Source organism: Pseudarthrobacter sp. NIBRBAC000502770 (assembly GCF_006517815.1).
Classification (GTDB): Bacteria; Actinomycetota; Actinomycetes; order Actinomycetales; family Micrococcaceae; genus Arthrobacter; species Arthrobacter niigatensis.
The window spans coordinates 4,151,793-4,172,297 of the sequence record NZ_CP041198.1 but is presented as its reverse complement, the minus strand read 5'-3'; the positions used below and the strand labels follow the sequence as shown (position 1 = coordinate 4,172,297).

The following is a 20,505-nucleotide window of genomic DNA, read 5'->3' as shown; positions in this document are numbered from 1 at the left end:
GTCCAGCCGGAACAATGCACCCCTCAACAACCAAGCCAACCCGGAAACGCGTTGCATCCCGCTCCGCGGCCGGTCTTCTTGCAGCCGCCGTCGCCGTCTCCGCTGCAGTCCTCCCCGCCCATGCCGCCCCTAACGGCCCGGGTTCCAAGGACCCCGGCACCAAGAACCAAGGCTCTGCAGGAGCCCTGCATTCGCTCCGCGGTCCCGTTACCGACGAAAACTTCTACTTCGTCATGGCGGACCGCTTCAGCAACGGCAGCACCGCAAACGACCAGGGCGGCCTGGGACCCGACCCCATGGTCTCCGGTTTCGATCCCACGAAGAAGGGCTTCTACAACGGCGGCGACCTGGCCGGCCTCCGCAATAAGATCGACTACATCCAGGGCCTGGGCACCACATCGATCTGGCTGACCCCCAGCTTCAAGAACAAGGCAGTCCAGCCGGAGGACAAGTCTGCCGGCTACCACGGCTACTGGGTCACCGACTTCACCCAGATCGATCCGCACCTGGGAACCAATGACGAACTGAAGGGCCTCATCAACGAGGCCCATGCACGCGGCATGAAGGTGTACTTCGACATCATCACCAACCACACCGCTGACGTCATCGGCTACCAGGAAGGCGACCGCAAGGGCTACGTGTCCAAGGACACCGTCCCCTACAAAACAGCTTCCGGCGAACCCTTCGACGACCGCGATTACGCCGGCACCGGTGCCTTCCCCCAACTGGACGCGAACACCTCGTTCCCCTACAGGCCCGTCCTGGCACCGGGCGAAGAAAACCTCAAAGTCCCGGCCTGGCTGAACGACCCCACCCTGTACCACAACCGTGGCGACACCACCTTTACCGGCGAGGACTCCATGTACGGGGACTTCTTCGGCCTCGATGACCTGTTCACCGAAAACCCCAAAGTGGTGCACGGCATGGAGGACATCTACAAGTCCTGGATCGGCGATTTCGGCGTGGACGGCTTCCGCATCGACACCATGAAGCATGTGAACAACGAGTTTTGGCAGGAATTCGGCCCCAATGTCCTCACCTACGCCAAGGAGCACGGCAAGGACGATTTCTTCATGTTCGGCGAGGTCTTCGATACAAGCAAGAGCTTCACCTCGCAGTTCACCACCCGCAACAAGATGCAGGCAGTCCTGGATTTCCCCTTCCAGGACGCGGCCCGCAACTTCGCATCCAAGAGCCAGGACGCGGGGGCCCTGCAAACCTTCTTCGCCGGAGACGACTGGTACACCGACGCCGACTCAAACGTCTACGAGCTCCCCACTTTCCTGGGCAACCATGACATGGGCCGCATCGGCAGCTTCATCAGCCAGGACAACCCGGCAGCCAGCGACGCCGAGAAGGTTGCCCGCGACGAACTGGCCCACGAGCTGATGTACTTCTCCCGCGGCAACCCGGTGGTCTACTACGGCGATGAACAGGGCTTCACCGGCCCCGGCGGGGACCAGGACGCCCGCCAGACGCTCTTCGCCAGCAAGGTGCCGGAGTACCTTGACGACGACCTGCTGGGCACCGATGCCACACACGCCACGGACAACTTCAACCCGAGCCACCCGCTGTACGCCAAAATCCGTGAGCTGGCTGCCCTGACCAAGGAGCACCCCGCACTGCGGAACGGCGCCCACCAGCACCGCTACGCCTCGGATGGCCCCGGTATCTACGCCTTCTCCCGCACGGACGCCCAGGACCAGCGCGAATACGTTGTCGCGCTGAACAACAGCGCCCAGCCGCAGACAGCCCCCATCCCCACCTACATCGCCAAGCGCAGCTACACGCGGATCTACGGCGAAGGACCCGACGAGGCCAAAACCTCGGAGGATGCCAAGCTGACGGTCACCGTGCCGCCGCTCTCCGCCGTCGTCTACGAATCCGCAGGCCGGATCCCGCACTCGAAGGCTGCGCCCGCCGTCGCCCTCCAGCAGCCGGCCGCAGCCCCGGGCGACAACGGGCGCATCAACGTGACGGCCGACGTCGACGGTTCTTCGTTCAATGAGGTCACCTTCGAAGCACGGACGGCCGGCGGCCAATGGCAGCCGATCGGCACGGATGACACCGCCCCGTACCAGGTGTTCCACGACGTCGCGGCCCTGGACGCCGGCACTCCCCTGGAGTACCGCGCCACTGTGCTGGACAACGGCGGCCACACCGCCACCAGCCAGAGCCGCCAAGCCAGCGTCCCCGCGCCCGTCCTGACCCTGCAGAAGCCCGCCGAAGGCACCAGCGTGGAAGGCAAAGTTGAGCTGAGCGCCACCGCCGATCCCGAGAAGGCGAGCAACGTCGTGTCCTTCGAGCGCAGCGTCAATGGCGGGAACTGGAAGGCGGTGGGCACGGATTCGTCGTCGCCCGTGTACTCGGCAACCGACGATGTCTCCGCGCTGGCTGACGGCACGAAAGTCCAATACCGGGCCGTCATGGCCGGCACGGGCTTCAACGTCACCAGCGGCACCCGGACCGTCACCGTGGGCCAGGCCCCGCAACCCGATTCGGTCACTGTGGCCGGATCACTGAACCAGGCCATGGGCTGTACGGCGCAGTGGGATCCCACATGCCAGCAGGCAAAGATGGTCCTGGACCCGGCGGACCGCATCTGGCGGCTGACCGCCGACCTGCCGGCCGGGAAGTACGAATACAAGGCAGCGCTCAACGGCGGCTGGGACGAAAACTACGGTGCCGACGGCCAGTTCAATGGCCAGAACATCGTGCTGGACCATCCCGGCGGACCAGTCACCTTCCGCTACGACAACAGCACGCACCTGCTCAGCGCCGTCTACGCCTCACAGCAGCCGTCCGCCGTGGCGGCGGCGGGAAGCATGGACAGCGAGCTGGGCTGCGCCACCGACTGGGAGCCGGCCTGCCAGCAAGCCCAGCTGGCCCTGGACCCGGCAGACCTCGTCTGGAAGCTCACCGTACCGGACCTGCCGGCAGGGAGCTACGAGTTCAAGGCGGCCCTCAACAAGTCCTGGGACGCCAGTTACGGGGCCGGCGGCGCAACGCCAGGGGCCAACATCGTGTTTGAGCACGACGGCGGCCCGGTCACCTTCCGGTACGACCACGTCACCCACGTGATCACCGCAGGCTAGGCCAGCGGAAAAAGCACCATGGCCCCGCCGCTTGAGGAAGTGGCGGGGCCATCGTTCCCTGACCAGCTGCTCAGGATCCGTGCAGGGATCCCTCCACCGCGGCGAGCAGCGCGTTGAACCGCTTGTTGCCGGGAAGGTCGTCAAGGTAAACCGGCCTGCCGTCCGGGCCGCCCAGCGGAACCTGCCAGTTGGGATACAGGGCTTCCGTGGTACCGGGCTGGTTCTGGAGCCGCCGCTCCCCCACCGCGTCCACCAACGCCACGCCCAGCAATACCGACGGCGACTGGGCCAGCAGGAGGTGCAGCGCCTCGATGGTGTGCTCCTCCGCGGACTGCTGGCCGGCCCCGGCAGCAGTCCCCTCGGAGAGGTAGCCCCGTTCACGCAGCATGGCGAACATTTTCTCCAGGGATGCGTTGTGCTCGGCCCGCTCTTCCTCTTCGGACCGCTCGAGCAGGCCAAGACGGCTCCGCAGGCCCACATGGTCGCCGGCAAGGTAGCCGGCCGTGGGCGGAAGATCATGGGTATTTACGCTGGCGAGCGCCTGTGTACGGTACTTTTCCGGCGCAAGGGGCGAATCGCCGTCGTACTCGAACCATAGGATGGACGTGCCCAGGATGCCGCGGTCCGCGAGGTAGTCACGCACCCAGGGCTCGAAGGTGCCCAGGTCCTCCCCGATCACCACGGCGCCGGCACGGTGCGCCTCAAGGGCCAGGATGCCGATCAGGGCCTCGTGGTCGTACCGGACGTAGGCACCGTCCCCCGGCGCATTTCCGATGGGGATCCACCACAGCCGGAACAGGCCCAGGATGTGGTCCACGCGGATGCCGCCGGCGTGGCGCAGCACGTTGGACAGCATGTTGCGGAACGGTTCGTAGCCGGCTTCGGCCAGGCGGGCCGGGTGCCACGGCGGCTGGCCCCAGTCCTGGCCCTGTTGGTTGTACATGTCCGGCGGCGCGCCCACGCTGGTGTTTGGGGCCAGTACACGGCCCAGTGTCCACGCGTCGGCACTGTTGTGGTCCACGCCGACTGCGAGGTCGTGCACCACGCCCAGCCGCATGCCGGAGCGGAGCGCCGCCTGCTGCGCGCTTTCCAGCTGCTCGTCGCAGATCCACTGCAGCCAGCGGTGGAACCCGATCCGGTCCGCCAATTGCTCCCGCAATGCCTCCGCGGCCGGTGTTCCGATGGCGCACTCCGGATCCGTCCACAACGGATCGGCGGGAGCAAGGTCTTCGCGGATGGCGGACCAGAGCGCAAAATCGTCCAGGCCGGGGCCGGAGACGCGGCAAAACTCCTCGAAGGCGGCCTGCCGGGAGGGCGAACGCCGGGTGTGGTAGAGCATCTCCAGTGCCTGCAGCTTGGCCGCGTAGACGGCGTCACGGTCCAGCCGGGTGCCGTCCCTGTTCAGGCCGGCCACCTCCTCGTGCAGCTTTTCCAGGGCCGCGCGCTTCCGTGGCCGGAGGTATGCCAGCTCGGGGATAGCCTCGATCCGGATGTAGAGGGGGTTGAAGAACCGGCGGGTGGACGGCGAGTAGGGCGAGGGCTGGACGGGCGGGACGGGCTCCGCGGCGTGCAGCGGGTTGACCAGCACATAGTCGGCCCCGCGTGCGCCGCTGACGGCCGCCAGGTCCGCAAGATCCGCAAAGTCGCCGATGCCCCATGACCGCTTGGACCGGACCGAATAAAGCTGCGTGGCCAGCCCCCAGCCGCGGCGGTCCTCAAGGGGCTTGGTCGTGTCCAGCCTGGCAGGCGTGACCACCAGCGCGGCAGTGGCCGCGGCACCCTCCGACTCCGCGTGCAGGGTGTGCCACCCCAAAGGCAGGTCCTCGGGCAGGGAGAACGTGGCACGCCCGGTGGAAACGCCGTCCACCTCCCGGGGCTGGATCCAGATGTCCTGCTGGAGCGCCTCCCGCGATCCGGTTCCCCCTTCAAGGGTGATGGTGAGGCTCGCGGTGGCACCGTCCCGCACGTGGACCGGAACCTGGGCCGGTTCGCCCTGCTTGATGACGACGGCGGCCGGCAGCATCCGCCGCCAGGGCGCCAGTTCCACCTCGGCGAGGGCGGCTTCGATGTGCTGGTTGGTGTGGGCCTCCACCCCCAGCGCGGCAAGTACCTTGATCAGCGTGCCCTCGGCGACGGAGTGCGGCAGGCCGTCCCAGCCCTGGAAGGACGTACCCACGCCATGCGCGTCGGCCAGCTGCTGCAGCAGGTGCGGATCCACCGTCCCGGGGACAGCGGCAGGAGGATCTTCGGGCATCGTTGGCCGTGCTGCGTGCTGCTGGTCTGCTTCCGTCATGGGTGTCCGCCTCGTCTGTGATGGTCCCGGAACTTACAGTGCTGCCTGTCGTGCCGGGCGCTCACACCCCCGCGCACAACCGTTGGTTCAGATTATTGCAGGGCGGCGCAGGGGCGAAAGCCACGCAGCATGCAGCGGGGCGGGGAAAAGCTTGAGGGCGGATCCGGCCGGCTACGGATCGAAGTGCGTGGTCACCGGCCCGTCGCTCACCCGGCCAAGGACTTCAGCGGCCAGGTCCCGCAGCTTCTGGTTCCGGTGGCTGGAGGCCTTGGTGAGCAGGGCCATGGCTTCATCCTGGGTACACCGGTTCTGCGCCATGATCACCCCGCACGCCAGGTCGATCGTGGTGCGGTTCGCCATGGCGGCCTTCAGGTCATCCGCCAGGTTTTGGGCGTCGGCGATCCGCAGGGCCAGCCTCAACGCCCTGCCGGCGAGGTCGGCAAACCCCTCCGCCGTGCGGAGGACGTTGGGGGCAAAGACGCCGGGTTCCGCGGCAAAGAAGTTCAGCGCGGCGGCCTGGTCGGCGTCCAGCGCCAGGGGAACTCCCAGCACGCTGCGGCACCCGTTGTCAGCCAGCACTTTCTGGTATTCGGGCCACCGGGTATCGGTCTCAACGTCGGACAGGATCATTGGCTGCATGGCGTCCAGGGATGCGATGCACGGCCCCTCCCCGAGGACCTGCTCCAGTTTGTCCAGCACGGCTGCCCGTTCACTGCTGCCGGCAATGGTGGCGCTGCGCTTGCGGCGGCGGAGCGTAACCCCGCATTCGATGAAGACGCCTGCGGCATCGCTGAGCGTTGACGCGGCAACAGCCGAGAGTTCGGACAGGAAGTCAGCAACGTTGCTGCTGCCGATGATGAGGTCGTGCAACTGGACGAACGGTTCATCGTTATTGAGGGTGCCCATGCCTCAATATAAGCGCTGTTTCCGGCTGTTTGGGCGCCACAATTCGTCATCCCCGCTGCTCTGGTTACTCCGTGCGACGAAAAGAGAAGGACTAAAACGGAAATCTGTGCCGGCCTGCCGAATCTGTGTAGCGTCGTGACGATCCAGGGCATGGCCACTGAATGGAGGAGACCGGAGATGAGCCTGAGTGAACTGCGCGTGTTCGGGCGGTCGGGAACCCCCATCAGCCCCCTCACTTTGGGGACCATGAACTTCGGCGAGGGGACCGGCAACGGCCAGGGTGCCCCTACCGGCGCGGAGGAAAGCATCCGGATCATCCATGCGGCGCTGGACGCCGGCATCACCGCGGTTGATACCGCCGACGTCTACTCGCAGGGCGAATCGGAGCAGGTGGTGGGGCGGGCACTCCGGGGACGCAGGGACGACGTCTTCCTGGCCACCAAGTTCCATGGCCAGATGAGCCCCAACCCGGCCCACTCCGGCAACTCGCGGCGCTGGATCACCCAGGCCGTGGAAGGCAGCCTCCGCCGGCTGCAGACAGACCGGATCGACCTCTACCAGGCACACCGGCCTGACTACAACACCGACGTCCTGGAAACCATCACCACCTTGAACGACCTGATCCGCCAGGGCAAGATCCTGTACTACGGCACCTCGGTGTTCACGCCGGCCCAACTGGTGGAAGCACAGTGGCTGGCCACCACCAACCACCTGATCCCGCCGATGGGCAACCAGGTTCCGTATTCCATGCTGGTCCGCGGCAACGAGCGCGACGTACTGCCGATTGCCCAACAGTATGGCGTGGGTGTCCTCGCGTACGGCCCCCTGGCAGGCGGCTGGCTTTCCGGCAGCTTCGTCCTGGAATCCGGCCAGCCCGCCACCCGGGTGCACACGCTTCCCGGCCGGTACGACATGTCCGGGCCCACCAGCGAGCGCAAGCTGCTGGCCAAGGATTCGCTGGCCCGCCTGGCAGACAAGCTGGAGCTGTCCCTGGTGGACCTGGCCGTAGGGTTTGCCCTGACGCATCCCGCCATCAGCAGCGTGATCATCGGTCCGCGGAGCGAAGAACACCTCCAGGCGTACCTTCGCGCCGCCGACGTCCAGCTGGGCGAGACGGTACTCGACGCCATCGACGACCTGGTGCCCCCGGGTACCAACTTCGTGGAGCGGGACGCGGGCGCCATCGTGCCATCCATCGAGTTCGCGGAGTTACGACGACGTTAGCCGGCTTCCCGGAGCCAGGCGCCCGCCACGCGGCGGCGCCGGGTACGGCGGCGCCGCACCTGCCTATGATGGCCGGGATGGAGACGCTGTTCACGATCGGCCACGGCACTGGATCCCAGGAGGACTTCACAGCGCTGCTGCAGACCGCCGGCGTGACGTCCCTGGTAGATGTCCGGATAGGCCCGGGCAGCCGCAAGTATCCGCATTTCGGAAAGGACCGCCTGTCGGTGTGGCTTCCGGAGGCGGGGATCGGCTACCGCTGGGAGAAACGGCTGGGCGGCTTCCGCAAACTGCTCCCGGACTCCCCGGACACGGCCCTCCGGAATGACTCTTTCCGAGCCTATGCCGGCTACATGCGCAGTGAAGACTTCCTGGCGGCAGCTGCAGAACTGGCGGCCGGATCCCAGGTGGCCCGGACAGCGATCATGTGCAGCGAAACCCTCTGGTGGCGCTGCCACCGCCGCCTCATCGCCGATCATTGCGTGCTGCTGGCCGGGCTGCCCGTTAAACACCTCATGCCACCCGGCAAGGCCGTACCCCACGTACCCACCCATGGAGTCCGGGTTGTGGGCGATGAGCTGCGCTACGACGTCCCGGCATGAGGGCAGCCCGGGGGCGGCTGAAACTATTGACTAAGTGGTAGAAGGCTCCTACGGTTTGATACCGAAACCGCCTCCCAGGGAAGCAGGGGCCTGCCATGCCAATGTCCGACGAGGAGCGACGCCTGCTCAAGGAGCTGGAAATGGGGCTGATCGTGGATGATCCCCACCTGGCCATGGAACTGCTCTCCGGCTATCCGGCACGTCGTCTTCCTGCAGGCCTGTTCCCGGGCATGGCGGCGGCCCTGATCGGCGTGGTGCTCATCCTCGCCGGGGCCGGGATCCCCGCGCCGGGGGCAGTGGTGCTAGGGATTTTGCTGCTGGGGCTGGGGGCATGCCTGCTGCTGGGGCCCACGGTACTGGCCCGGAGCGCCCGGCGGCAGCACACCGGTTGATTCTGCCGCCGGAGGTCCTGCAGCACGCGGCTGCCCCGCTGGAACTTTTGCCGGGCGGGGGCGCGGCGCCAGGATGAACAGGCTGGCCAGGACGACGGCGGCGCCAAGCCACCCGGGTGCCGGGAGCCTTTCGCCCACCACCAGCACGGCCAGGACGGCTGCCACCGCGGTTTCCAGCAGGGAGATGCCGGTGGCGGTGCTTGCCCCCACCCGGGCCAAGCCCCAGCCGAACAGGAGGTACCCGGCAAACATGGGGACCACAGCCATGTAGGCACCCACACTGACGTTGCCCCAGGACTCCAGCAGCGGGCCGCCCGTCACCGCAAGGACGGGCATCAGCAGGAGTCCGCCCAGCCCGAAAATGCTCCCCATCGCAGCCCTGGACGTGACCCCGGTGGCCGCCAGGCGGTGCGCCGTCCAGGAGTACAGTGCGTAGGTTGTGCCGGCCAGCAGGCCAAGGAGGATTCCCGCCGTCGGACTCCAATCCGCGGCTGCTTCCGCAGCAGCCGGTGCGGCTGCTGCTGGGGCAGGCCCTGCCGGCGTGTGCCCGGCGAAGGAGAGCAGCGCAGCGCCGCCGACTCCCAGCAGTGCCCCAAGGATCCATTGCCGGCCCAGCCGTTTCCTGTCCGCGAAGCGTTCAATCAGGGCTGCCGCCACAGGGGCGGAACCGATTGAGACGACCGTTCCCACTGCAACGCCGGAGAGGTGCATGGAGCTGTAGAAGGCCAAGGGGTAGACGGCCACGGCCACGGCACCGAGCGTCGCAAGGCGCCACCGGCCGAGCAGGCTGCCCGCCTGGGCCGCGATGTGCCGTGCGGCGAAGAGTGCCTGCAGCAGGCCGCCCAATCCCATGGCCACGGCGCCAATGGCGAGCGGGCTCACGCCGGGGGCGAAGGTGGCCGCGGTCCCGGTGGTGCCCCAAAGGACGGAGGCCGCCACCACGCACATTGCTCCCCGGAGTTGGGCTTTGGGGTGGTGCGTGACGTTCACAGGGCGTCCAGCAGGTGCCCGGCAATGCTCCTGGCTTCCTTCAGCGGACCGTCATCGCCTTCCAGCCCGGCCCTGGCCATGGCACCCTCGAGCAGGAAAGCCAGGTGCGCCGCGGTGGCGGGGGCCAGCTCTTCCCGTCCCGGCAACAACCCCGCCACATGCGCGGCCAGGAGCTCCTGGACCTCCTCCTTGTGGCGGCGCACAGCTTCCCTCCCGGGATCGCCGGCCGGGAGTTCCGCGGCGGCGTTGAGCAGGCCGCATCCCCGGAAGCCGTGCCGGTAGGCGAAGTTGGCGTGGTCCAGGTAGGCATCGAAGACCGCCAGGGCCTGGTCCCGCGGCGTTTTCGCCGTCTCCAGCCGCCGGCGGTACAGGCCCAGCCATTCCTCATGCCTGGCCTCCAGGTAGGCGGCCACCAACTCCGCTTTGGAACTGAAGTTGTTGTAGAGGCTCTTTTTGGCCACTCCGGCCTCGGCCGTGATGGTGTCGATCCCGGTGGCTGCGACGCCGTTGGCATAGAAAAGCCGTGCGGCAGCTTCCAGCAGCAGCTCGCGGGCCGGGCGCCGTGCCGGGGCCGGGAGGCCTTGGGTTGGGAGGCCTGCTGCAGCCATGGTTCACTCCTCGCACGTTGGTAGGTAGACCAGTCTACCTACCAATGTGCGAGCGTGAAACCCCTGTCCCGGCCGGCTCGCCGGCGGTGGACTTGCCGCAACCCGAGACTCCCACCACGACCAAGGGTGGCAGTTGCCCGCTTATTGGGCCTGCCCGGCGTTGCCGAAGGAGAGGAGCACTTTGCCGGAGCGGGTGGAGTCCTTGGCTACCTCGAAGGCGCGGAGGGCATCGGCCAGCGGGAATTCGTGCGTGATGACGGGCTCGATGTGCAGGGACCCCTCGGCGAGGGCCGCGATGACGTCATCAATCTCGTCGTTGAAACGGAACGAGCCGAGCAGTTGCAGTTCGCGGGTGATCGCCAGGGAGATGGGCACCGGCTGCATGCCGGTGGGCAGCAGCCCCACCATCACCACGGTGCCCCCGCGCACCGCGCCGCGGATGGCAGAGGCCAGCCCATGGTGGTTGCCGGAGGATTCGATCACGACGTCGGCCTCCACGGCGGCGATGGCTTCGGCGTCCGCGGCGTTGATCACCTGGTCCGCACCCACGGCCTTGGCGATTTCCAGCGGTTTGGGATGGAGGTCGACGGCGGTGATATGGGCTGCGCCCGCGCGCTTGAGGACGGCGACGGCGAGGGCGCCGATGGGGCCGGAGCCGATGACCAGCGCGGTTTTTCCGCGGACGTCCCCGGCCCTGGACACGGCATGCCAGGCGACGGATGCGGGTTCGATCAGTGCTGCAGTGCGCAGGTTGAGGCTGTCCGGGAGCGGGCGGAGCATCCGGACGGGCAGCGTGACGTAGCGGCTGAAGGCGCCGTCCTTATGCGGGTAGCGGGCGGCGCTGCCCAGGTACGTGCAGCCCGGGGAGAGGTTGGGACGGTCCGCGGGATACCTGGCGGCGCCTGGACCGGGCGTTGCGGGGTGGACGGCGACGGCGGTTCCTGGCTGCGGCCCTGAGCCGTCCGCGGCCTGGCGCACCACCGTGCCGGAGATCTCGTGGCCCAGGACCAGAGGCGCTTTGAGGATGGACTCCCCCGCCGCGCCGTGCAGCCAGTAGTGCAGGTCTGAGCCGCAGATGCCGCCGTAGAGGACCTCGACCACCGCTTCGTCGGGTGCGGGCTGGGGCACCGGGACCTCGTCGATCCGCAGGTCGCCGGCGGCGTGGGCCACCAGCGCAGGACCCGTGGCCGGCAATGCGATATCAAGGGGCGTTGCCATCAGACCACCACCGTCATTCCGCCATCGATGAAAATGGTCTGTCCGTTCACGAAGTTGGAGCCATCCGAGGCCAGCCACACCACGGGACCGGCGAGGTCCTCCACGGTGCCCCAGCGGTGGGCGGGTGTCCGGCCGAGGATCCAGGAGTTGAACTCCTCGTCGTCCACCAGGTTCTGGGTCATCTCGGTGTGGATGTAGCCGGGTGCGACGGCGTTGATCTGCAGCCCGGAGGCCGCCCATTCGGCGGTCATGGCCCGGGTGAGGTTCCGCAGCCCGCCCTTGGCCGCGATGTACGGGGCGATGGTGGGGCGGGCCAGGTCGGTCTGCACAGAGCAGATGTTGATGATCTTTCCGCGGCCCCGGCCGATCATGTGGCGGGCCGCCTCGCGGCCCACCAGGAAGGCACTGGTGAGGTCCGTTGAGAGGACGCGTTCCCAGTCCGCCACATCAAGATCCAGCATGGGGACCCGATGCTGGATGCCGGCGTTGTTCACCAGGATTTCCAGCGGGCCCACGTTGTCCTCGATCCAGCGGATGCTGCGGGCGGCGGCGTCGTCGTCGGTGACGTCGAAGGCCACACTGTGGATCCGGCCGGGCGGGAAGCCTGCCGCCATGGCCGTCTCGGCGTCCTTGAGCCGCTCCGGGTTTACGCCGTTGAGCACTACTGTGGCACCGGCGTCGGCCAATGCCTTGGCAAGGGCCGAACCGATGCCCCTGCTCGAACCCGTGACCAGGGCTACGCGCCCCGTGAGATCAAAAAGCCCTGTCATGTCCTGGTTACTTCCTCTTCATTGTTGTGTCGTGCCGCCGTATGCATTAAATCCCGGCAGCCGTTTAGACCGAGCCCTGCTCGAAGGGTCCCTGCTGCACCAGGTTGGCCGGGGTTTGCCCGGCCGCCAGGGCCTCAAGCTGCTGTTTCAGGAGTTTCAGGATCCGGGGCTCAAAGGCCGAGGCGTTCCCGCCCACATGCGGGGTGATGAGGGCGTTCCCGGCGGACCACAGCGGGTGGCCGGCGGGAAGCGGTTCGGGATCGACGACGTCGATGGCGCACTGGAGGCGGCCGGAGACCACTTCGCGGGTCAGGGCCTCCGTGCTGATGACGGCGCCGCGGCCTACGTTCACTACCAAGGCACCATCGGGCAGGGCGGCCAGGACGTCCCGGCCCACCAGGTGGTGGGTGTTACCGTTCAGGGGCAGGACGGAGACCAGGATGTCGTGGTTGGCGGCGAGGGCCACCAGTTCGTCCGGGCCGTGGACCTGCCCTTCGGCGTCCGTGCGGGCCGTGCTTCCCACCCGGGTGATGGTGACTTCGAAGGGTGCCAGGCGGCGGGCCAGTTCCTTGCCGATTCCGCCGATGCCCAGCAGCAGGACCTTGCGGTCGGCCAGGGACTGGCGGCGCTGCGGCTTCCAGCTTTCAACCTGCTGGTCCCTGACGGCCTGGTCGATGCCGCGCAGCTTGGCGAGGATGAGGCCAACGGCCAGCTCTGCGGTGGCAGCTGCATGGACGCCCGAGGCGTTTGCCACTGCGGCGCCCGGACCGGCGGCCTCGCAGACGCCGTCGTACCCTGTTGACTGCGTCTGCACGAACTTGAGGTCCGGGACCTTGCCCAGGGAGCCCAGCACTGCCCCGGCGTTGAGGTAGGGCAGGATGACGCCGTCGATGCCGCCCAGGTCCACGCCGGGTGCCTCCTTCATGTCCCAGACCACCCCGCGCAGGCTGCCGGGAAGCGGCGACAGGTCGGCCAGGAGCTGGGAATCGGGAAAGCTGACGGTGTGCACGTGCTGCATTGGTGGGGACCTATCGGTTGGTGGTAGGTGGACGGGGCGGGTGTCAGGCGGTGGGCTCGCGGCGGTCGAAGGTCAGGCCGCCCGGGACCTGGAACGTGGGCATAAGCTCAAGCATGCCAACATTCACGTGCCGCGGGGTCTCAATGGCGTAATCAAGGGCGTTGACAATGTCGTCGGTAGTGAGCGACTCGTAGCCTTCGTAGAACGTCTTCCAGGCTTCTTCCATGGCTGCGGGGCTGCCACCCATGTTGCGGCCGAAGATTTCGGTTTCCACCCGGCCGGGGCAGATTTCGGTGACGCGGATGCGCTTGCCCACGGTGTCGTTGCGGAGCTGGCGCGAGATCTGGTGCACCGCGGCCTTGGTGGCGTGGTACACGGTGTGGCCGTAGAAGTTGTACACGCCCGCGATCGAGCTGATGTTCACCACGTGGCCCAGGTCCCGCTCCACCATTCCGGGCAGCACCAGCCGGGTGAGCTGCAGCAGCCCGCGGAGGTTCACGTCCACCAGTTCGTCGATGTCCTGTTCGGAGGAGTCTAGGATGTTGCCGGGCCGGGACACGCCGGCACAGTTCACCAGGACGTCCACCTTGAGGTCGCGGACGACGGCGGCGAGCGCAGCAGTGTCTGTCAGGTCCACCACGTGCGGGACTGCTCCCGTGCGGTCGGCCAGTTCGGCGAGGCGTTCCTCGTTGCGGGCCACCGCGTGGACGGTGAGGCCCCGCTTGGCAAGCCGTTCGGCGATGGCGGCGCCCATGCCGGTGGAGGCTCCGGTGACCAGGGCTGTGGTGTAGTCGGAAAAAGGCATTTGATACTCCAAAGTGGGAATGGACAGGCTCTTGCGTCCGGCAATGGGCTGGACGCAGTGGTGGGCAGGGGGTTAGGGATCGCGCAGCACTTTGTGGGTGCGGTCCTGGGCGGTGGGACGGGCATTCATGACGTTCAGGCTCCTGACGCCGGGCTGAGTTCGTACCAGCGCTCGCCGGCGCCGACCCCGAGGAGTCCGAAGACTGTGTTGATCGTCTTCCGGAGTCTGTCCAGCTCCAGGCAGGCAGTGCGGTGCATGGCTGTTGCTTCAGCCACGGTTGTCTTTCTGAAGGTGACGGTGTGTCCAGGCCTGGACTGTGCCAGGACATCCAGGGAGCGGCTCGTAACGACTCCCAGGACCGGATAGCCCGCGGTAACGCCGCGTCCCCGGTGCAGGACCAGCAGTTCGTCCCGGGACGGAACCTCGATGGCCCCCACCGGGACACCGCGGGACAGGACCTCGGAGGTGAGCTGGCGTTCGGGCAGTGCGCCGCCGAGCCGGAGTCCTATGTGGTTGCTTCGGGGGCTCACGGTGTACTGCGAGGTGAAAAGCAGGCCTGCGGTGTCGCCGAATTCGGCTACGTCCGGCCCGTCGGTGACGTCGATGACCGGGTGGGTGGTGAATTCCGGCTTTGCCAGCCCCAGCCGGAACAGGGGCAGGCCGAAGTATGGCTGGGTGAGGGGTGCGGTGGTCTTTTGCGTTGCAAGCCGGGTGCCCTCAACAAGTTTCAGTCCGAAGCCCACCACCGTGTCCGGTGCGCAACTGCCCAGCAGCGTGGGGACAGTGAAGGATCCGCGGACGGCGATGTAGGCGCGGAGACCGGTGCGGATTCCGCGGACCGTCACTGTTTCGCCGGCCCGGACGGAGACGGGCTCCCACTGGGGGCAGCCGCGGCCGCCCACAGAGAGGTCCAGCGGCGCGCCGGTCACGGCGATCAGCAGGTCCGTGGTGGCGCGCATCCTGAAGTCCAGGGCGGTGAGTTCCAGCAGCGGATCGTTGTCGCCGTTGCCGGCCAGGATGTTCGCGGCCTTGGCCGAAAACTGGTCCAGGGCGCCGTTGACGGGAAGTCCGAATGCAGGACCCTTCGTCCGGCCAAGGTCGGTGACGACGGAGTGTCCGGGCTGAAGGACGATGAGTGACCCGGTCATGGCCGGGCCTCCAGGAACTGCCCCTCGTACTTTCCGAAGTCCTCCTGAGGAATGCGGTAGAAGCGCAGTTCATCGCCGGGGACGTAGGGCACCAGGGGTTCGCGTGCTGCGTCCAGGACCGTCAGGGGGGTCTGGCCGATGACGCACCAGCCTCCTGGTGCGACGGCGGGCGCGATCACGGCTTGGCGTCCGGCCACGGATACTGCACCGGCGGGTACGGACAGCCGCGGGTCCTTGAGCCGGGGGACGGGGACCGGGAAGTCTGGTCCGTCCATCATGGGCGAGCCTGCCGGCGCTCCGAGGCAGCGGATGACGTAGGTCTTGGCCGTGTGCCGGGTGATCACGTCCTGGACATCCAGGCCCTGGTGGTCTGCCACGCTTTCCAGGTCCGGCCCGTAGCTGCCCCCGTAGACGACGGGTACTTCGAAGCGGCGCGGCTCGCGCAGGGTGGTGCCCACGAAGTCCAGCTGGCGCATCCCCAGGAGGATGAACGCCCTGACCTGGCGGGCGGAGGTGAGGTAGGGGTCGTATTCGACCAGGACGGAGTCGTAGGTGGGAACGGCGCCGTGGATGCCTTCGACACCGACGGTCGCCAGCCAGCCGGCCAGGGCGTGGACCGTGGCCCAGTTGGCTTCTGCGTCACCGGACTGTGCCACCACGCGCAGGGCGGCGTCGCCCGACTCGTAGATGTCCAGCATTGTCCGGCTGGTTGTCGTTGGGGCGGCCATGGTCAGGAAACCTTTTGCTTTGCGGCGAGCACTTGCGCCAGCGGGGCAATGGTGACGCCCGCGGCGATCAGTTCGCTGCGAACCAGGCGGGCAAGTTCGACGGCGCCCGGATTGTCGCCGTGGAGCAGCACCGTGTCGGCATGGACGGCGATGTCGCTGCCGGAGACTGTTTCGATGAGTCCTTCGGTCACCATCCGCACAGTGCGCCGGACAATGACGGAGGGGTCGTGGATCACGGCGCCGGGCCGGCTGCGCGGCACCAGGGTCCCGTCATCCTGGTAGGCGCGGTCCGCGATGCCAACGATGGCCACCCGCAGGCCGCGCTCCGCCGCCGCAGTGGCGAGTTCACCGTCCTGCGCCAGGATGATCAGTTTCGGGTCCACCCGGGCGGCGGCATCCGCTACGGCTCGGGCGTAGTCCGCGCGGGTGGCCACCAGGTTGCCCAGGCGGCCGTGGGGAGCCAGGTGGGAGACGGTACCGCCGTGGTAGGCGGCAAACGCCGACAGGGCACCCAGCTGGTAGATGACATCGTTGCGGACTTCGTCAGCCGTGAGGTCCATGGCCCGGCGGCCGAAGCCGCGAAGATCCGGGAAGCTCGGATGGGCGCCGATGCCGACTCCCGTCCTGACACATTCAGCCACGGTGGCGTCCATGATGTCAGGGTCCCCTGCGTGGAAGCCGCAGGCGATGTTGGCGCTGGACACGATGTCCAGGAGGGCGTTGTCGTCGCCGATCGAGTAGGCGCCAAAACCTTCACCAAGATCCGCTACGAGATCAACTGTGGGCATTGCGGGCCTTCCTCTGCTGGTGCTGCGGGTGTAAATCAGTGTGGCATCGGGATTGGAGCCACACAAAGACGAATGCGGTATCACGCTATAGGGAACAGTTATGACCTTTAGAGGCGCTATTGGTGACCCAAAAAATGCAAACGGCCCTTATTTCGTGACAACAAGACTGGCTTTTCCAATAAATTGTTTCCCTGCTTATGCACAAAACATATGCCGGCATCAAAACCGGCGATGGCTTAGGTCGGGATAGAATGCTCTGGTCATTGGAAAGTCATCTGCAATTAACCTATGCCCGAGACTCGGATCACACAAAGACGTATTGCCTGTCCCGCCATAGCGCCAACGTATGACCCCGCAGGCTGTGCCGTCCCCGGCTGGAAAAGAGGAGCGCTATGGACACCCGGAAGCTGGCGTACTTCGTGAAGATCGTCGACTCAGGAAGCATCACGAAGGCGGCCGCCGCCCTCCACGTCGCCCAGCCGGCGCTGAGCCAGCAGGTGTCGGCGCTGGAAACGGACCTGAAGCAGCGGCTCCTGATCCGGAGCAAGCAGGGCGTGGAGCCCACTGCGGCGGGCCATACCCTCTACCGGCATGCCCAGACCATCCTGCGCCAAGTGGAGCAGGCAAGGATCGATGTGGCAGCTTCAGGAGCGGCACCTTCCGGGCGCGTCTCCATAGCAATCGCCCCCTACAGCATGGCCTCAAGCCTTACCCCTCGGATTATCCGCGAAGTAGGGCGGCGCTATCCCGACATCGTGCTGCACCTGACCGAGATTTACGGCGGCGTACTCAGCGAGGCCATCAAGAACGGGCGGCTGGACATGGCCCTCATCTATGAACCGGGGCCCATTCGGGGTGTGCAATTCACCACCCTCATCGTCGAGGACCTGTACTTGGTGGTCAACGCCGCGCGGGAGCTTCCGGTGGACCCCGGGGCCGGCACCATCGCCCTGGAAGCGGCGGCCACGCTGGGCCTGTTCCTGCCCGAACGGATCCACACCCTGCGCCAGGTGGTGGAGGCGGGCTTCGACAGCAGGGGCCTCACGCTGCACCTGGTGGGGGAAGTGGAATCCGTGCCGTCCCTGACCAGGCTGCTGCGCAGCGACCTGGGTGCGACCATCCTGCCCAAGTCGGCCGCGGATGCCCTGTTCCATGAGGAGGACTTCCGGGTCCTCCGGATCACCGGACCTGCACTGCAGAGCAAGATCGCGCTGTGCACTCCGGACCACGAACCGCTCTCCGAGGCCGGTTCCGCCGTTCTGCTGGTACTGAAGGAAATGCTCCAGGAAATGCTGCGCAGCAAATACCAGCCGCTTTCCAGCGGAACACCCTCAGCTGGCGCGGATGCATCATAAGCGGGCCTTATCAGGTCACGCTCCATTAGTCTTATCCATAGATTTTGCTGCGTCCTAGGATAAAAGCCATAAAGGTTCGCCAACGGCGTTTACCCGGCACAAATGATTCCCTTGGAGCCCAGCATGAAAAAGATCACCAGCCTGCAATACCGGAAATCCTCGGAACGAAGGATCCAGCTTAAGGCCAGCACCGGTTCGCATTGCCCTACCAATGGTTTCTGGCGGGCCGAGGACGGCGCTGCCTCGGATCCGGTGTTTGTCTTCGAGGGCAGCATGATGCCGCCGGGCAAGCGGGGATCCACCATGTGGTACCTGGACGACTGCCAGGTGGGGCCGCCTGCGTACCTTCTTCCCGGGATGAACTGAGGTGGCTTGAACCACCGCACCGCCGGCGGCCAAGAGAAGGCCCGGAGTTCCAGAAGGAACGCCGGGCCTCTGTGGTTTAACCCCATCGGCGTGAAGCTACAGCGCGGGCTCCAATTCGGCGTCTTCCACCAGCAGCCCCTTGGCCTTCAGGACCTCAGTCAGCTTGCACAGCTCGATGGTGGTGCCACCCTCCTTGTAGCGGCGGATGAGGTCGTCCTCAGCGTCCACGCGTGCCTGCGACAGCTTGATGACTTCCTCGATCTCATCCTTGCGGACTACCACCACACCGTCGGCATCACCCAGCAGGACATCGCCCGGGTAGACAATTTCGTCGCCGAACACCAGGGGATGGTTGATCGGGCCAATGGTTTCCTTGACGGTCCCCTTGATGCAGACACTGCCGGAGAACACCGGCAATCCGAGTTCAATCAGGTCCTTGGTGTCGCGGACCCCTGAATCCGTGACCATACCGGCCAGGCCTTTCGCCTTCATGGCGTTGCCCAGCACGTCGCCGAATGTCCCGGCTTCCTCGTACTCACCGGCTGCCACCAGGACAACGTCGCCCTTCCGGGCGTAGTGGATGGCCACCTGAAGCATCAGGTTGTCCCGCGGTGCACAGACCACTGTGACGGCGGGGCCGCAGAAGGACATGCTGCGGTCAATCGGCTTGATCTTCGAATTCAGGGCACCTTTGCGGCCCTGCGCTTCATGCACTGTGGCAGAGGAGAACTTGGAAAGTCGCTGAACGGCATCTTCGGAAGGCCGGTCGAATTTCGTTTTGACATGGATCATGAGGTGCTCCTGTTTTGTAGAACGCGTGGGCAACGTGGTGGTTTGGTCAGGCCAGCGCCCTGACGGCCTTTTCGATGGCAGCGATGGCATCCTCGATCACCGGCAGCCCGGTGGCATAGGAAATCCGGAAGTAGGGGCTTAGTCCATACGCCGACCCCTGGATGACGGCAACAGACGCCGCTTCCAGCAGGTACAGCGTGAAGTCCTCGTCGTTGCTGATCTGCCTGCCATCGGGCGTCGTCTTGCCGATGACCCCGGCGCAGTTGACGTACGCGTAAAAGGCGCCTTCCGGCGTCGCGCACTGCAGGCCGTTGACCGCGTTCAGCCCGGACACTGCCGCGTCACGCCGCTCGCGGTACACGTCAACACTTTCGCGGACGAATGCTTGGTCTCCGGTGAGTGCCGCGGCGGCAGCTGCCTGGCTGATCGAGGACGGGCAGGAGGACATTTGGGACTGCAGCTTGTTGATGGCAGCCACCAGGGGGGCCGGTCCGCCGGCGTAACCCAGCCGCCATCCGGTCATCGCGTAGGCCTTGGAGACCCCGTTGGTGACCAGCACACGGTCCTTGAGCCCAGGGGCAACGGCCACGAGACCCGTTATGGGCTCTTCGCCGAAATGAATCCCGTCATAGATCTCATCGGTGAGGACATAGACGGCAGGGTGGTCCATGAGGACGGCGGCCAGGCCTGCCAGTTCTTCGCGGGAGTACACCGCTCCTGTGGGATTGGAGGGCGTGTTGAGGATGACCCATTTGGTGTGCTCCGTCAGTGCGCCTGCGAGTGCCTCAGGGGTTAGCTTGAAACCGGTGTCCTCACCACAGGAAACGATGACGGGGGTGCCTTCGTTGGCGAGCACCATGTCCGGGTAGGAGACCCAGTATGGCGCGGGAATGACGACCTCGTCGCCCGGATCGAGAGTGGCCATGAACGCGGTGAAGATGACCTGCTTGCCGCCTCCCCCGATGGTGATTTCGCCGGCGGTGTATTGCTGGCCGGTTTTGCGGTGCAGCGTCTGCAGGATGGCTTTTTGCAGTTCGGGCGTCCCGGTGACCGATGTGTACTTGGTTTCACCACGGTCGATGGCCGCGACGGCAGCGTCCTTGATGTGCTGGGGCGTGTCGAAATCCGGCTCGCCGACCGTCAGGTCCAGGATCCGGCGGCCCTCGGCCTTGAGCTCCCGGACACGGGCCGCCGCGGCAACGCTGGGTGAGGATTTGATACGGGTTACGCGTGACGCGGGCACGAATTCAGGCATGGTGTCTTCCAGGCTTCCGGTAAGGATGAGGGTGGTTCATTCGAGCCTAGGGAAGGAGCCTGCCCCTTGGATAAGACCTAAAGTGCGTGGACAGATAAGCAGCCCTTATGACGGAGCACATAGAACTTTCGCCTATTGCTCCACGCACTTTT

Annotated in this window: 19 protein-coding genes; 6 read left to right on the top strand and 13 right to left on the bottom strand. The window is 66.3% G+C overall.

The window, feature by feature from the left end; translation table 11 throughout:
- Positions 1-14: 14 nt before the first annotated feature.
- A complete protein-coding gene (locus tag NIBR502770_RS19860; protein ID WP_246857336.1) occupies positions 15-3,095 on the top strand; it encodes an alpha-amylase family glycosyl hydrolase in 3,081 nt (1,026 codons plus the stop codon).
- Between the two features lie 70 nt (positions 3,096-3,165).
- On the opposite strand, the gene malQ is transcribed toward NIBR502770_RS19860, so the two are convergent.
- Both malQ and NIBR502770_RS19850 read right to left on the bottom strand, forming a co-directional pair.
- Positions 3,166-5,388 (bottom strand): 4-alpha-glucanotransferase, encoded by a 2,223-nt coding sequence (gene malQ, locus NIBR502770_RS19855; RefSeq protein WP_210418892.1) that lies wholly within the window; start codon positions 5,386-5,388, stop codon positions 3,166-3,168.
- Between the two features lie 171 nt (positions 5,389-5,559).
- Positions 5,560-6,294, bottom strand: a complete 735-nt coding sequence (locus tag NIBR502770_RS19850) for a GAF and ANTAR domain-containing protein (protein WP_141183096.1) — start codon at positions 6,292-6,294, stop codon at positions 5,560-5,562.
- 177 nt (positions 6,295-6,471) lie between these two features.
- On the opposite strand from NIBR502770_RS19850, the gene NIBR502770_RS19845 reads away from it, so the two are divergent.
- The 3 genes from NIBR502770_RS19845 (at position 6,472) to NIBR502770_RS19835 (ending at position 8,512) form a co-directional block, all read left to right on the top strand.
- Complete coding sequence (locus NIBR502770_RS19845; RefSeq protein ID WP_141158453.1) at positions 6,472-7,518, top strand: aldo/keto reductase; 1,047 nt, start codon at positions 6,472-6,474, stop codon at positions 7,516-7,518.
- Positions 7,519-7,595: 77 nt separating this feature from the next.
- Positions 7,596-8,120, top strand: a complete 525-nt coding sequence (locus tag NIBR502770_RS19840) for a DUF488 family protein (protein ID WP_141158454.1) — start codon at positions 7,596-7,598, stop codon at positions 8,118-8,120.
- 95 nt (positions 8,121-8,215) lie between these two features.
- Positions 8,216-8,512 carry a DUF3040 domain-containing protein gene (locus NIBR502770_RS19835; RefSeq protein WP_246857335.1) on the top strand — a complete coding sequence of 99 codons (297 nt, stop codon included), beginning with the start codon at positions 8,216-8,218 and terminating at the stop codon, positions 8,510-8,512.
- Here NIBR502770_RS19835 and NIBR502770_RS19830 read toward each other — a convergent pair.
- The 9 genes from NIBR502770_RS19830 to NIBR502770_RS19790 form a co-directional block, all read right to left on the bottom strand.
- The gene (locus NIBR502770_RS19830; RefSeq protein WP_210418972.1) at positions 8,423-9,460 is read right to left on the bottom strand and encodes a DMT family transporter; all 1,038 of its coding nucleotides are present in this window, start codon (positions 9,458-9,460) and stop codon (positions 8,423-8,425) included. The two genes, NIBR502770_RS19835 and NIBR502770_RS19830, sit on opposite strands and share 90 nt — an antisense overlap.
- A 38-nt stretch (positions 9,461-9,498) precedes the next feature.
- Positions 9,499-10,110, bottom strand: coding sequence for a TetR/AcrR family transcriptional regulator (locus NIBR502770_RS19825; protein ID WP_141158455.1), 612 nt, complete (start codon positions 10,108-10,110; stop codon positions 9,499-9,501).
- A gap of 141 nt (positions 10,111-10,251) precedes the next feature.
- Positions 10,252-11,328, bottom strand: coding sequence for an L-idonate 5-dehydrogenase (locus tag NIBR502770_RS19820; RefSeq protein ID WP_141158456.1), 1,077 nt, complete (start codon positions 11,326-11,328; stop codon positions 10,252-10,254).
- On the bottom strand, positions 11,328-12,098 hold the full coding sequence (locus NIBR502770_RS19815; protein ID WP_141158457.1) for an SDR family oxidoreductase: 771 nt from the start codon (positions 12,096-12,098) through the stop codon (positions 11,328-11,330). Before NIBR502770_RS19815 ends, NIBR502770_RS19820 begins: the two co-directional genes overlap by 1 nt.
- A gap of 64 nt (positions 12,099-12,162) precedes the next feature.
- Entirely contained in the window at positions 12,163-13,116 is a 954-nt protein-coding gene (locus tag NIBR502770_RS19810) for a 2-hydroxyacid dehydrogenase (RefSeq protein ID WP_141183095.1), read from the bottom strand.
- A 43-nt stretch (positions 13,117-13,159) separates the two neighbouring features.
- The gene (locus NIBR502770_RS19805; protein WP_141183094.1) at positions 13,160-13,921 is read right to left on the bottom strand and encodes an SDR family oxidoreductase; all 762 of its coding nucleotides are present in this window, start codon (positions 13,919-13,921) and stop codon (positions 13,160-13,162) included.
- A 134-nt stretch (positions 13,922-14,055) separates the two neighbouring features.
- Positions 14,056-15,069 carry a biotin-dependent carboxyltransferase family protein gene (locus tag NIBR502770_RS19800; protein ID WP_141183093.1) on the bottom strand — a complete coding sequence of 338 codons (1,014 nt, stop codon included), beginning with the start codon at positions 15,067-15,069 and terminating at the stop codon, positions 14,056-14,058.
- On the bottom strand, positions 15,066-15,797 hold the full coding sequence (locus NIBR502770_RS19795; RefSeq protein ID WP_141183092.1) for an allophanate hydrolase subunit 1: 732 nt from the start codon (positions 15,795-15,797) through the stop codon (positions 15,066-15,068). The genes NIBR502770_RS19800 and NIBR502770_RS19795 overlap by 4 nt, the downstream gene beginning before the upstream one ends.
- A 2-nt stretch (positions 15,798-15,799) precedes the next feature.
- A complete protein-coding gene (locus tag NIBR502770_RS19790) occupies positions 15,800-16,585 on the bottom strand; it encodes a LamB/YcsF family protein (RefSeq protein ID WP_141158462.1) in 786 nt (261 codons plus the stop codon).
- 392 nt (positions 16,586-16,977) lie between these two features.
- Between NIBR502770_RS19790 and nac the strand changes: the two genes are divergently transcribed.
- Both nac and NIBR502770_RS19780 read left to right on the top strand, forming a co-directional pair.
- A complete protein-coding gene (nac, locus tag NIBR502770_RS19785) occupies positions 16,978-17,940 on the top strand; it encodes a nitrogen assimilation transcriptional regulator NAC (RefSeq protein ID WP_141183091.1) in 963 nt (320 codons plus the stop codon).
- 123 nt (positions 17,941-18,063) lie between these two features.
- Positions 18,064-18,306 carry a hypothetical protein gene (locus tag NIBR502770_RS19780; protein ID WP_141183090.1) on the top strand — a complete coding sequence of 81 codons (243 nt, stop codon included), beginning with the start codon at positions 18,064-18,066 and terminating at the stop codon, positions 18,304-18,306.
- A gap of 96 nt (positions 18,307-18,402) precedes the next feature.
- Here NIBR502770_RS19780 and NIBR502770_RS19775 read toward each other — a convergent pair whose 3' ends face one another.
- Positions 18,403-19,098 (bottom strand): 4-carboxy-4-hydroxy-2-oxoadipate aldolase/oxaloacetate decarboxylase, encoded by a 696-nt coding sequence (locus tag NIBR502770_RS19775; RefSeq protein WP_141183089.1) that lies wholly within the window; start codon positions 19,096-19,098, stop codon positions 18,403-18,405.
- A gap of 46 nt (positions 19,099-19,144) precedes the next feature.
- Positions 19,145-20,353: an aspartate transaminase gene (locus tag NIBR502770_RS19770; RefSeq protein WP_141183088.1), complete on the bottom strand. Its 1,209-nt coding sequence runs from the start codon at positions 20,351-20,353 to the stop codon at positions 19,145-19,147.
- Positions 20,354-20,505 lie beyond the last annotated feature (152 nt).